Origin of the sequence: Paenibacillus hemerocallicola (assembly GCF_006265175.1) — a bacterium.
GTDB lineage: Bacteria > Bacillota > Bacilli > Paenibacillales > NBRC-103111 > Paenibacillus_AB > Paenibacillus_AB hemerocallicola.
Genome location: NZ_VDCQ01000063.1, coordinates 1 through 13,601, shown reverse-complemented (window position 1 = coordinate 13,601; position 13,601 = coordinate 1). Strand labels below are relative to the sequence as shown.

Below are 13,601 nucleotides of genomic sequence, written 5' to 3'. Positions count from 1 at the left end.
CGTTCCGCGCATGACTCGTGCTGCCATCTATTCATCACTCGCCGTCTCGGGCGGTTTCCCGCGTTTCAATCCAGACGGAGGAAGCTCCAATCGTCGACAAACAGTTCCTCTTCCTTGAAGAACAGGCTGGCAAAAAGGGCGATGCGAACGCCGGCCACCCGGCTCCCTTCTATTTCCTCGGGAACGTCGCCGACCCAGGCGACCGTCGTCCAGCTTCCCGACGCGTCGTCGACTAATCTTCGATCCGTCTGAACCTGGGAGAGCGAGCGAGCTTCGCCGTCGAGAAACTCGACCGTCATATAGACGTTCCCCCGGCTCTTGATCGTATTCTCGGCGGTAAATACTTTGGCGGTCATGCCGTATGAACCGGGGGCCGGAGAAAACGTATGGGAAATGCTGCCTTGCCGGGTGATGCCTTTCATCAGGATGCTGTGCGATCCCGTGCGCGCAACCCGGTCCGTCCGCCGAATCGTCCCTTCCCCGCCCGGTTCGAACCGATAGGACGCGGATTCCCCGACCTCCGATTCGAACGACGAATCCGCATTGAGCGACTCCCGCCGGTCCGCCGCCGCCAGCAGCAGCTTGACGTAACGGCGCACCTTGGACGATTCGGACTCGAGCAATTGCCGAATCCGCTTCCTTACCGCTCCGCTCTCGCCTTCCGCGGCAATCCAAGCTGTCAACGCCTGCATCATGCGGTCGTTGAATCCGCTCCACATCGTATCGAATCTGAAAATATCCGGCGAATACCCGTGAATCAACCACGGATCCAGATTGAAGTCCTTCACCATGACCAGCCGCTCGTCGGCCAGCTTCAGACTGCGCACGTACTTGTCCAGCCAGGCCAGACCGTCCGTTGACTGTGCGATCGGCCGGATGTTCAGATTTCGCGGATAACTGAAAACGCAAGCTTCGTAGTATTCGAACTGCTTCATGATCATCCGCGACCGTTTGCGCTGGGCGGCGGTTTGCGTTCGGGCCGTCATTTGCTCCAGCCATTCCCGGCTTTTCTCCATATCCTCGTCCGTCACCGCTTGCAAATAACTCGTTATATGAAGATGCATATAGTTGCTGTGCGGCTTCATGGCGTACCAATTGCGAAACCAGGTCGTCTCGGGCACGCGTTCCGTCCAGAATCGTTCCCAATGATCGTAATACGCCGCCAAATAGGGGGCCGCTTCCGGTCCGACTGCGCGTTCGTACCATTCCTGCAGGAGGGCGTCCACATCGGCGTCCGGGTTCCATAGCAGCTTGGCGGCCAGCCAAAGCTTGGGTCCCTCGCCATAATTGGCGTAAGCCTCCGCGATCTGGGATCGAACCCCCGCATCGCGCGCGTATCGGTAAACTTTGGCCATATGATGCGGGTAAATTCTCGGAACCGCATACGGGCTGCCGTACAAATATTCGTAAAAGCCCAAGCCCGGCGCCGCCTTCAGCCACTTTTCGGTCAACGCCTTGCCATCCGTTTCCGCGTTCGGGTCCGCCCAGGAAAGACGATCGTCCGTTATGAACGGGACGACATGCGGATGCAGCTTGACGCCGGTCGGCGGATCGTACACTTGGGCGTAGGCGAGCACGCCGAAATATTTGTCCGGATGCCGCTTCAGCACGCCTTCGGCCACCTGATTGACCCACGTGTAATACAGATTCGACATGTTCTGCGATCCGACCGAGTTCAACCGGTTCGGGTAGCGCGGATGATCCGGATCTTCCTCGCAATAGCCGCCCGAATCGTTGACCGCGAGCGAATAGGCGGTCTCGTCGGGATGGCTGTCGAAGTACCGGCATATCGTCTCGATCGCTTCCGTCACCGTATCCGGGTTCGTGAAGCTGGGCTGCCACATGATCCTCCCCTCGGGAACCCGTCCTTTCGGGTAAAATTCCGGGTGGGATTTCCCGTATTTCTCCGGGGGAAACAGCTGGAACAAATTATGGGCGGGATTCACCTTCTCGTGCATCCGGTTATGCAGCGCCCAATCGTTGTACCAGTCCCAGAACAGGATACCGTTGCCCGGACGGATGTAGAATCGCTGCGACAGGAAGGCCGGCTGATCGCGAACGATTTCCGGCGCCGCCCGAATCGTCGAGACGGCCGGAACGTCTTCCCCGTCCTGACCGGGGAGCAGCCAGCGGACGCCGACATACCGCTCCAGAAACTCGAACACGCCGAATTGCGTTCCCCATGGAGTGGGCCCGATGATCGTCAGGCGGTTGTCGCCGGGATAGATGACGAATCCGTCGACATTCAGTTCGGCGATGGCATCCCGAATCGGCCGCTCTTGATCCGCGGGAACGATCCCGACGTACAGGCGTACGGCGTCGCTCCATCCCTCTCCGGCCGCCGCCAATTGCTTCTCCGTCATGAGCGGGATCTCCGAACCGGTCGCAGTGCGAACATAATGGACCAGCTTGCAGGCCGCGTCGCGCGTCCTCTCGTCCGTTTCGTAATCGATCAGCACGACGGCGCGGGCTTGCCCGTCGCGGACGATGTCCAGGCAGGCTGCAACGCTTGAAGCTTCAGTCATGGTTTTCTCTCCTCCGTTATTCCTAAATTGTAGGCAGGTGTATCGATCATTTGCCTTTTTGCGTTCGAATTTGCTTGTTGGCTTCCTCTTCCGCTTCCCTCAACGCCGTATTCAAGTCTTTCTTGCCCACGGCGGCATTGATGACGGCGTAATAAAATTGCGTAGTCGCGATGCTGTTGTATCTCGTCCACAGGCTGGAAGAGCCGTACTTCTCCGGATAGAGCGCTTTCACGTTTTTGTTTTGAAACAGAGGCGCATCTTGACCGAAGGCGTTTTTGATCGCTTTGTCCTTGACGGCGGGCAGCATTTTTCCCGCCTTGGCCAGAGCGGCTTGGATCTCGTTGGAAGTCAAATAGGCGATAACCTCGAATGCGTCGTCCTTGTACTTGCTCGTGCCCGTAATATTGAAGAATGTCGGATACGGCTGAGCGCCCACGCCCGGCGCATCCTTGTCGCTCGGAAACGAAGCGATATCGAAATTCAACCCTTCGAGCTGGGCGTATTGAAGCCCGGTGATCGACAAGTACATGGCGGTGTTCCGGTCTTTGAAGAAGCCGTTGTTTTGGGCGGTCACGTTCAGCTGCTTTTCGTCGTAAGCCGAATCCTGGTAGAACCGGATGATGTTCTCGGCGAATCGCTTCCATCCGTCAGTCGTAATTTTTGCTTCGAGCGTGCCCGGATCGATCGGATTCAGTCCGCGCTGATTGAGCAGCGCGAAATGGGCGAAGGCGTTGCCCAATCCGAAATATTGCGTTTCCCCTTCTTTGCGGACTAGCCGTTTGTTGAGATCGTACAGTTCGTCCCAAGTGATTCCGTCCTTCGGATACGGCACGCCGAATTTGTCGAATAGATCCTTGTTATAGTACAGAGCGGAAGGAGGAACATACACCGGCAAGCCGAACAGCTTCCCGTCGTTAAGGCTTTTGCCCATATCGACCATGGTCGGCTCGAGCCGGTTCAGATCGTACTTGTACTTCTCGAGCTGGGGCGTGATGTCGTAGATCAGCTTCGTATCGACCAGATAAGGAACGACGGATCCGATCGAGGAAAAGATGATGTCGATCTGCTGTCCCGCGGCGATCAGCTCGTTGAGGCCGGTTTCCTTCGTTCCGCCCAGAATGAACTGAGGCGTGATGTGCGGAAATTTCTTTTTGATCGGGTCGCCGAACGTTTTCATTAAGCCATCCGCATCGAATTCGGTATTGAACGGATAGTAAATGACGAGGTTGACCGGGTCGCGTTTTGCCGGTTCCGGATTGTCGCCCCCTTGTTCGGCCGGTTTTGCCCCATCCCCCGGGGTGCTGCAAGACGCCAATGTCATGAGAAGCGCCAGCAGGAGGACCGATGTCTTGGTCCTGTTTCGGTTGGCCATGCCTGATTCCCCTTTCGTATATGTGAATGTTTGGACATTTCCATTATAAGAGCGTAATCGGGCCGGTTTCTTATCCTTTTGAGCAAAAACTAGACCGAACCTGCAATAAATCGTTTTTTACGGGTTTCTGTATGCGGCTTCCCGTTTGCGAAATGCCGTCGGGGTCAAACCCATCGTTTTTTTGAACATCCGATTGAAGTGGGTCACTTCGTTGAACCCGACCTCGAAGCAAATGTCGGCCACGTTTTTGTCACTGTTCTTCAGCATCTCGAGCGATTTGTTGATGCGCCGGTCGTTGATGTACTCGGTGAACGTTTTGCCGGTCAAATATTTGAGGAAGTGACTGAAGTACGTTTGCGACAGCATCGCGTATTGGCACACCTCGACGAGCTTCAGATCGTCCGCGTAATGCTCGTCCATGTAGCGGATCGTAGCCAGCATCGCCGTCTTATGCTTGCGCAGCAGCTTCTCGTCCTTGTCGCTCTCGTAATTCGAATTGGAAAATTGTCTGCCGATGATGACGAGAAGCCTCAGGAGGTCGGCCTTCAGAAGGTGCTTGTATCCCTCCTTTCGCTTCTCCTGCTCCAACAGCATTTCTTGTAAAAGCGCTTCCAATTGCTGCCGGACCGAATCCGACAGCACGAGCTTGGGACGCAGCTTGTTGGCGGATATGACGAACGGCTCGATGTAGGCGAAATCGAACAAGCCCGAATCGTAACGCAAGCTGTCGAAATGTTCGTTGATGAAGGAGGGCATGAAGTCGATCTGGATGAGCTCCGGCTCGGTGCGGTCGTTGATGCGCTCGAACGTATGATAGATGTAGGGCGGGATGAGCAGCAAATCGCCCTTGACCGCTTCGCTCGCGAATTGCTCCATGTAATGTCGGCATTGTCCCTTGTTGACATAGCACAATTGAAGATAAGTATGCGCATGGAACTCCACACCGACCGCCGTCGGCTTGTAGATCTTCATCAACGTGTCCGGATCGGGAAATACGTCGGTATCCCATACCGGAAACGCGGGATGGTTTTGTCTGAATACGAATCCGTCAGCGCAGTACGCTTTCTCTTCCGTCAATCGGCATGCGTTCCATGCTTCCAGAGCCAGGTTCAACGCTTTCAACCTCCCGTCGAACTGAAAATGTTTGTACGGGATCGCCTATGCAAGCCTCTGCTGCACATGATCTCCGACCATGCCGCCTTTCGGATGCAACGACGACGCCGTGCAAGCCGCAGCATGCCGAACCGCCAAGCCCGGCATGCGCGTTGCATTTGCCGCCGTCAATCCACGGGTACGAGTCTGAGCGCATTGCCCGCGTAAATTTTGGCCAGCACTTCGCCCGGCAAGCCGAGCGAATTCAGAAACTCCTGGTGTCGGTTGTCGAAATAATCTCTTCCGTACAAGACCCTGTCCTGGAATTCAAGCAGGAAGCGGCGCGCGTGCTCCCGATCCCTGCCGAGGGCATGGACGCCCGACCCGGCGGAGATGTCGCAATGCAAATTCGGATACTTGCGCAGCATCTCCTCGACCTTGCCGCCGGGCAGGACGGGACCTGACGGATAGGCCGTCTTGTCATGCAGATCGTCACCGGAAATATGCGCCCAGAAGCCGGGCGCATGGCCGAGGAAGACCGTCCCGGGACAAGCGCGAACCGCCCGCTCGAACGCTTCGATACCGCCCCCGTACCACCAGTTCGGCCTGGGATAACGGCTCCCGGTGTCGAACTCGTAATCGATATGGACGACCACGGGGAGCCCCTTCTCACCGCAGAAGCGGAACATTCTCAGCGCGTCGGGATTGTCGTAGGTCATGCGGAGCTTCAGCTCTCCGTACACCCGCACCCCGTACAGGTCGATCGCCATCTTCAAACGGTCGATCGCATCCGGAAGCCGCGGATCGGGCGCATAGCCCAGCACGAACTTGTCGGGGTACGCTTCCGCATAGGCGGCGCATCTGGCGAACGAGATCGGACCGATTCCGTCGTAATCCGGCATCACCGCGTTGTAGGCCGGGTCGTACTCGTCGCGGGGAGCTTCCCAGCTGAGCATCCAGGTACGTTCGATACCGTGCCGCTCCATATCGGCCAATACTTTGTCCACGTTGTGACCGTACCAGTCCGGGTGATTGTGGGCGTCTATAATCCTCATGCGACCGTATTCCTTTCCGCCGAATAATGCAGCGCCACCTTGCGTATGCCGCGGATCGTCTCTTCCAGATCGGAGTCGCTGTAAAACTCGTTCACCGGGATGACGATGGCCGTCCTCAGGATCGCTTCGGCTTCCGGACACAGCCCTTGCGGATATTCGACGCCGGACAGCTCGAACGGGAAACGGCTGCCGAGATACGCCGTCTTGTTCTGGAACATCGGCTGCATATACACGACCTGCTTGATGTAACCGGCGCCGTTGGCGATTCCTTCCGCCCGGAGCGCCTGCGAAAATTCGTCGCGCGTGCAGCCGAGCGTCGACTCGTCCACCCTCATCATATAGAACCAATACGTTCCGTGATTGCCTTCCTGCACCCGATGCGGGGCGATACCCGGCAAATCGGCTATGCCCGCGGTCAGACGGTCTCCGTACGCATTGCGCTTGTCGCATATCCAGGCCAGCTTCTTCAGCTGAGCGATGCCGACCGCGCCTTGCAGCTCGGTCATCCGGTAATTAGGCGCCAAATACGACAGATCGCGCACGACGGTCGACCCGAGCCGTTCGTAATTTTTGTCCGCAAAGGCGTGCGTGCGATGGTAGTCCGCCTCTTCGCCGGAATTGACGAGGACGATGCCGCCGTCTCCCGTCGAAATGTGCTTGAAGTCGTTCGTGCTGAAGCAGCCGTAATCGCCGATCGTACCCGCGAGTCTGCCCTTGTATCGGCACAGGTAGCTCTGCGCGCAATCTTCGATTACCTTCAGGCCGTACCTCCTCGCGATATCCAGGATCGGGTCCATGTCGCACGGATTTCCCGCAAGGTGAACGGCAACAATCGCTTTCGTGCGCGGGGTGATTCGCGATTCGATCGACGCCGGATCGAGACCGTATGTATGCGGGTCCAGATCCGCGAACACCGGGATCGCGTTCTGGTACAGGATGCCGATCAGCGTCCCTTGGTCGGTGATCGGTCCGGTAATGACCTCGTCGCCGACCGTAACGCCCGCAGCGCCAAGCGCAACGTGAATCGCCGCCGTGCCCGAGGATGCCGCGACGCTGAACTTTGCGCCGTACAGCTCGTTGAATTCCCGCAAAAACGTCTTCACCTTCGTCCCTTGATGGTAGAACAGGGTGTTTTGCTCCAATGCTTCGATCAGCTGCTTGACTTCGTCCTCGCCGAATCGCTTGCCGGTGCCGTAGGGGGTCGTCTTGATCGGCTTACCGCCGTGAATGGCCAATTTTTCGTGTTCCATCGACATCTTCTCCTCTATCCGATGATGCTACTTATGATAAAATAGATCTCGACCGGGTACATGCCAGAACAGACACGCGGCAAGCCAATTTTGCGACGGGAGCGGATTGCGGGATGTCGATTTATCCGATCTATCAGGACGTCATCGCCGAAATGAACTTCAAAGCCGGCGATTTGCCGTTTTTCATGTTCCGCTACTCGATCAAGCGGACTCCCCTTCATTACCATGACTTCATCGAATTTACCTACATTCTCGAAGGCGATGGCACTCAGACCGTTAATGGAACCCCTTACAGCATACAGCCTGGAACGGTCTCGCTCATCCTGCCGCAGCATCTGCACGAAGCCGAGAGCGGGGACGGCTCGTACATTCGCAAGTACGGCTGCTTGTTCGACATCCATATGCTGGGCGAATCATCGGGCGACTCCGATTGGATCGAGCGCTTGCTGGCCAGCGGCTCCCGGCTCCCGTCCTGCCTGAATCTCGCTTCGCCGCAAGCCGATCGCATGCTCCGCATATTCGAGGAGTTGTATGAGGAGAGCTGCGTTCCGGACGGGATCGGTCATCACAGTCTGGTCCGGGCCAAGCTGACCGAGGCGCTGCTGCTTTTCGTCCGGCTGGGCGCCGGAGACGATTGGCCGCGCTCTCCCTTCATCGGCGAGTCGGCGGCCAAAGCGTCGTTTCGATCCATTATCGGGTATATGCACGTTCACTTTCAGCAGCCCATGACGCTGCAGGAGCTGGCCATGCAGTTCGGCGTCAGCGTGGCGTACATCACCCGCTCCTTCCGCTTGTACAAGGGCGTCAGCTTTCTCGACTATTTGCACGGCCTGCGGATGAATCGCGCGGCAGGCTTGCTCGTCACGTCGGCCATTCCGATTACCGATATCGCGCTGGAGGTCGGCTTCGAGTCGTTCCGCACCTTTTCCCGGGTGTTTCGGGAGACGTTCGGCCGTACGCCCAGCGAATTTCGCGCAGCCGGAGGCGTGCAGCCGACTTTGGAAGCGGTCCGATCGTCTGCGGGAAGCGAAAGTACGGAAATTGCGGGAACTTAGCGCAATTTTCCATGTTTTCCGCTCCATTGCCCGACAAATGACGACCTTCATTTTCAATTCATTCGAGTGATATTCAAGAAGCTGCCGAGATTGTCCTCGGCAGCTTCTTTGTTTGAGGATACGGAACCCTCATTTTCGTCGGACTGCATTACAATTGACGCTTGCGTGCCAGTATCAGCTCGTTCCAGTACCGTTTGCGAATTTGGCCGCCATAGGCCGTTTCGATTAAAGTGATACAGTCGAACAGCTTGGGCGTCTTCTTCTTTCATCATCCGGTGGTCCGAATAAGTGGACAGCAGATCGAGGTACCGCGAACGGGTATAGACTTCTTCCGAGGCGGCTCCCCAAACGACCGGGAATTCGAACAAACCGCTTTCTTCGAGCTCGCCCGTATCGGGCTGAAGGGCTGAAGCTTCCGGCAGCCGGAAACCGGGAACGGTACCCGGCTTATACCGCTCGTAGCAAGACTGCACCTGTTCAAAAAAGCGTTCATCGCCTCCGGCCACGTGATGATAACGGATGATGGCCAAATGTCCGCTGGTCCTAATTCATTTATCATATACTTTATTTCAATATAAGGAGCCGATGCTTCATCGGTTGCTCAAGCATAATGGAACCAGCAGTTGGTGCTGGCTTTCACTTTTATTTCGAACGTAAGGAACATTTTGAAATGCAGGCGGACACTTGTCCTGAAGAGTGATGTTGACCGTTGAATCGGGAAAATATGTAGTTCGTCCAAAAACTGACGCATGCTTATATTCATTTGGCATCTTGCCATATGAAATATCACCCATATAAATTTTGACGAATATCGTTCGGTTGTAGGTAAGTATTTCATTGATTTCACTAAGCATTACAGCCCGTAGCGTAACAAGGCCGCCGGTTTGTGGGCCTGTTGACAAAAGACAATTTTGCGAAAATTGACTTTTAGAAACCCAGTGTTTATACGGGTTTTCAAACGTCAATTTCTTTAAAAAGGTATTTAGCTCTCGTGCACTTTACTCCCCTATCACACTAAACCCTTCCTTTAATTGGCGACGCCCACACCACACCAAATGAACGGTATTAAACTTGGATTTTTCAAAATGGGGTCCGTTCCTTCAACTGCGCCCGATGCATCCGTCTTTTTATCATAGTTCGATCCGGTAGAACCGCCGGGCGCTATCGGGCCGAAAACTGCATTTTTTTCCGGTCGCGCTGAACAAGGAAAACAATCATGAATAAGCTGACCGCAATAACGCTGAAGCTGGTCCACTGTCCGGCTGTCCAATCGAACGTGTAGCGCGGCGAATCCCCCCGCAACCATTCCAAGTTGAACCGCCCGAACGAATACATGATGTTGTAGGTCAGGAATAACACCCCTGTTGGCCATTTCATGTTTTTCAGCAGAATCAGTATGACGAATACAACCAAATCCCACTGTCCCTCCCATACTTCGGCCGGCCACAACGTTTGAGAGCCGTAAACGTCATAAGCCATCGAGCCCTCCGGGTATACAATGCCGAAGCCCGATCCGGTTGGCGAGCCGTACGCATCTCCGTTGAGAAAGCAAGCAATTCTGCCGATCGACTGGCCTAATAGGATTGCCGGGGCGAGTATATCCGCCAGCTTCCAGAACGACAAACGATGCTTCCGCGTATAGAAAAGCGCAGCAATGAAGCCGCCAATCAACGCGCCTTGAATTGCAAGGCCACCTTGCCAAATATAGAAGATTTCCATAAGATGCTTCGAGTAATGCTCCCATTGAAAAAAGAAAACATGCCAGATGCGCGCAGACAAAATCGCGCTTACGATCACATAGGGCATCATATTCAAAATATGCTCCCGATACGGAGTTCCTTCCGCTAAATAACGAGCCATCCCCAACGCCAACAACACAGCCAAAGCTACCACGACCCCATAGGAATGTACTTCGTAATTTCCGATTGTAAATAAAACAACTCTCATCCGCTTACCCTCCCAATAATTATACTACAATGCGTAGTATGATATCGTAAAAAAAGGGGTTATGTATCCCCGCCCAACATCAATAGAAGCAGCAGTGAAAGAGATGCTAGCAGTGGTCTAAGCAGTGATATCTTGACCTTCACTGTCTGATGTGGCTCTAGAACCTGCAACATTCGATAATGCATCGCTGACGCTGCAAAATGAACGGCAGTTACAGGTTCCGTCTTCCCCAATTTTGACAGCTTCAAAAGAACGCTGCCCAAATGCAGCTCTGTCCCCATCTGGCGGATCGCAAAGCGATCGGCAAGCAGCTCTGTCCATGTTTGGTAGTAGCGAAATATCGGCTTCATAATCGGCCAATACCCGAAAGCCTCCGTCAACAGGGTCATTATAAACAGTTTTATACTATCGTGATTGCGGCAATGATGCCACTCATGCAGCAGAATTGCCTTCACTTCATCGTCGTTGAACATATGAAGGACCTGAGTGGAGATAACGATTTTCGGTCTGTACATGCCAATCGCCAGCGCAACGAACGCTTCGTTCCGCACAACAATGATTTCCGTTCCCAAGCCGCGATATTTATAGTTCAGATGCTTAGTTAGTTTGGCGTGCCGGTTGGAGGAAAACAGCTTATGCCATTTTCTCGATAAATACGCTTGCGCAGTGATGCGCCAGATCGCCCTTATGAGCGTATATCCGATTATTAAATCGAATACAATGTAAATCAAGATGCCAGTCCCTAGCCCTCTGCCTTCCATTTGATGGGCGACGAAGAGCCCCATTTGCACGCTGAACAAAGCAAGGAAGACGACCATCAGTATATAGATCCATCTGAGCTTAACCGAAGGACTCATTCTTTTTTTCCTCGTTTGATTTCGCTTAATTTGCGTTCCAGCCTAGCGATCGTCTCCTGATCCACATCGTCAAGCGCATCGATCATGTGGCTTACGACCAAACTGCCAAATTCCTGTATAAGTCCTTGCGACACTGCTTTCGTTTGTTCTGAAAGAAACTGTTCCCTCGACTGCACCGTACTGAACTGTGCCGCTTGGGTTCTACCGGCCCCGGTCTGCACTTTCGTTAGATGACCTTTGCTCTCCAATCGGTTCATCACCGTCATCACCGCGTTAACCGAAATCGGACTTTCCTGATTAAGGATCGACTGCACTTCCTTGATCTTCATGCCGTCGGAAGACCAGAGAATGTCCATAATTTTTGCTTCGAGCGGCCCAAAAAAACGATTCAGCCCCTCCCCGCCCACATTCAGTTTTTTAATCCGCATACTATCACATCCCATCATACTACGAATTGTAGTATGATTGTTTTGGGTTGTCAATCTTGGCTTTCAAGTACGTCTTGCCATCCTTCGGGCCCGCCGCGGCTGCTTGTTTGCACGCATGCTAATAACGATTAGGTGATTCGGACACCGGTTCCTGCTTGTAACCCGGAGCGAGCTTTTCGATCATCGCTTGTGGAAGAAATGGCGCGAGACCGACCAGATGCTCGGGACGCAGACCGTTTACGCTACTGCTCTCGATCAGCATGACTATTTGGGATTGCTGGTTGAATGCGGTGAATTGTTGCTGTATTCCGATTTGGCATTCGCTTCAACACAGGCTGGCTCCGCATCTTGGCCGGTTTTCCGTTGTATTGAAAACGTAAGTAAAATGAAACTAAAAGTAAATTTATAATGTAGGTATAATGTGGTTGTCGAATAGGATGCTACATTACAATATCGAGAGGAGATTTTTCCCAGATGATCAATTTTGACCGTTTGAAATATGCCTCGCATATTACGCCGGAGCGTCATACCGGCACCACGATCGATGCGGATCTGTGCATTTACGGAGCGACATCCGCAGGTATCGCGGCAGCGGTGCAGGCCAGCCGGATGGGCCTATACGTCGTCATTGCGGAATTCCGCGGCCATTTGGGCGGTTTGACGACCGGCGGGCTCGGCGCAACGGACATCGGCAATAAGGCGGCGATTGGCGGAATCTCCAAGGAGTTTTACAAAGCGCTGGGCTTGCACTACGGAACGACGGAAAACGAAGGAACCCATTGGCTGTTCGAGCCGGGCACGGCCAAACGCATTTTGACGGATTGGCTGGAACAATTCGGGATCTCCGTCTATTACGGCCGGCAGCTGGAAAGCGTGGACAAGGAGAAAGGCCGGATCGTGCGGCTGGTCATGACTACAGGCGATATTTTCCGTGCGCGGATGTTTATCGACGCTACCTACGAGGGCGATCTGTTGGCGATGGCCGGCGTATCGTACCATGTCGGCAGGGAAGACAATTCGGTCTACAAGGAAACGTTGAACGGAGTCCATTACGGGCATCCGAACCATAATTTCAAAGCATGGGTCGACCCTTATGTCATTCCGGGCAAGCCGGATAGCGGGCTGCTGCCGGGTGTGGCCGACGTGCCGCCGCTTGTTCAGGGAGTAGGCGACGCGAGCATCCAAGCCTACAATTTCCGGATTTGCCTCACCGACGACCCGGCGAACCGGCTGCCGTTTCCTCAGCCGCCCGGCTACGATCCCGGCGACCATGCGCTGCTGGCGCGTTATTTGGAAGCGGGCGTGTGGGACGCGCTGAAGCTGCACAAAGTGATGAGTCCTACGCGCAAAACCGACCTGAACAATTTCGGCGCGGTGTCGACCGACATGATCGGCGCCAATTACGATTGGGCGGAAGGCGACGTCGCGACGAGAGAGCGGATTTTCCAAGCGCACTTCACCTACAATCTCGGCATGCTGTATTTTCTTGCCAACGATGAGCGCGTTCCGCTCGCGATCCGCAACGAAGTCGGGCAATGGGGACTACCCGCCGACGAATATCCGGAGACGGGGCATTGGTCGCCGCAGCTATACATTCGCGAAGCGCGCCGGATGATCTCCGACGTCGTCATGACGGAGCATCATTGCCGCCATTACGCCACTGTGGAAGACTCCGTCGGCTTGGCGGCTTATACGATGGACTCGCACAATTGCCGCAGATTGGCGATCGGCGGCCGATGCATCAACGAAGGCAATGTCGAGGTCCCGGCCGCCGCGCCTTATCCGATATCTTACCGGTCTATCGTGCCGAAGGGCGAGCAGTGTGTCAACTTGCTCGTACCGGTATGCTTGTCCGCGTCTCATATCGCCTTCGGATCGATCCGGATGGAGCCGGTGTTCATGATACTCGGCCAATCGGCGGCAACGGCGGCGGCGCTCGCGCTCGAAGCTTCCTGCGCCGTTCAGGACGTCGATTACGGCAAGCTGAGAGACCGGCTGCTGGCGGACGGGCAAGTTCTCC

11 protein-coding genes are annotated in these 13,601 nt (G+C 54.8%); 2 read left to right on the top strand and 9 right to left on the bottom strand.

Annotated elements, in window-relative coordinates:
- Window positions 1–65: 65 nt before the first annotated feature.
- From FE784_RS31595 to FE784_RS31575, 5 genes are all read right to left on the bottom strand, one after another.
- The gene (locus FE784_RS31595) at window positions 66–2,525 is read right to left on the bottom strand and encodes a DUF4838 domain-containing protein (protein ID WP_139606261.1); all 2,460 of its coding nucleotides are present in this window, start codon (window positions 2,523–2,525) and stop codon (window positions 66–68) included.
- Between the two features lie 46 nt (window positions 2,526–2,571).
- Window positions 2,572–3,897: an ABC transporter substrate-binding protein gene (locus tag FE784_RS31590; RefSeq protein ID WP_139606260.1), complete on the bottom strand. Its 1,326-nt coding sequence runs from the start codon at window positions 3,895–3,897 to the stop codon at window positions 2,572–2,574.
- Between the two features lie 117 nt (window positions 3,898–4,014).
- Entirely contained in the window at window positions 4,015–5,010 is a 996-nt protein-coding gene (locus FE784_RS31585; RefSeq protein WP_139606259.1) for an AraC family transcriptional regulator, read from the bottom strand.
- Between the two features lie 167 nt (window positions 5,011–5,177).
- Entirely contained in the window at window positions 5,178–6,044 is an 867-nt protein-coding gene (locus tag FE784_RS31580) for an amidohydrolase family protein (protein WP_139606258.1), read from the bottom strand.
- Window positions 6,041–7,294 (bottom strand): DegT/DnrJ/EryC1/StrS family aminotransferase, encoded by a 1,254-nt coding sequence (locus tag FE784_RS31575; RefSeq protein WP_139606257.1) that lies wholly within the window; start codon window positions 7,292–7,294, stop codon window positions 6,041–6,043. Before FE784_RS31575 ends, FE784_RS31580 begins: the two co-directional genes overlap by 4 nt.
- A 113-nt stretch (window positions 7,295–7,407) precedes the next feature.
- On the opposite strand from FE784_RS31575, the gene FE784_RS31570 reads away from it, so the two are divergent.
- Window positions 7,408–8,349, top strand: a complete 942-nt coding sequence (locus FE784_RS31570) for an AraC family transcriptional regulator (RefSeq protein ID WP_139606256.1) — start codon at window positions 7,408–7,410, stop codon at window positions 8,347–8,349.
- Window positions 8,350–8,402: 53 nt separating this feature from the next.
- On the opposite strand, the gene FE784_RS31565 is transcribed toward FE784_RS31570, so the two are convergent.
- From FE784_RS31565 to FE784_RS31550, 4 genes are all read right to left on the bottom strand, one after another.
- The gene (locus tag FE784_RS31565; protein ID WP_139606255.1) at window positions 8,403–8,879 is read right to left on the bottom strand and encodes a hypothetical protein; all 477 of its coding nucleotides are present in this window, start codon (window positions 8,877–8,879) and stop codon (window positions 8,403–8,405) included.
- 631 nt (window positions 8,880–9,510) lie between these two features.
- Window positions 9,511–10,296: a prolipoprotein diacylglyceryl transferase gene (lgt, locus tag FE784_RS31560; RefSeq protein WP_139606254.1), complete on the bottom strand. Its 786-nt coding sequence runs from the start codon at window positions 10,294–10,296 to the stop codon at window positions 9,511–9,513.
- A 59-nt stretch (window positions 10,297–10,355) separates the two neighbouring features.
- Window positions 10,356–11,153: a M56 family metallopeptidase gene (locus tag FE784_RS31555; protein WP_139606253.1), complete on the bottom strand. Its 798-nt coding sequence runs from the start codon at window positions 11,151–11,153 to the stop codon at window positions 10,356–10,358.
- The gene (locus FE784_RS31550) at window positions 11,150–11,581 is read right to left on the bottom strand and encodes a BlaI/MecI/CopY family transcriptional regulator (protein ID WP_139606252.1); all 432 of its coding nucleotides are present in this window, start codon (window positions 11,579–11,581) and stop codon (window positions 11,150–11,152) included. The genes FE784_RS31555 and FE784_RS31550 overlap by 4 nt, the downstream gene beginning before the upstream one ends.
- 474 nt (window positions 11,582–12,055) lie before the next feature.
- On the opposite strand from FE784_RS31550, the gene FE784_RS31545 reads away from it, so the two are divergent.
- On the top strand, window positions 12,056–13,601 hold a 1,546-nt coding region (locus FE784_RS31545; RefSeq protein ID WP_139606251.1), incomplete at its 3' end, for an FAD-dependent oxidoreductase.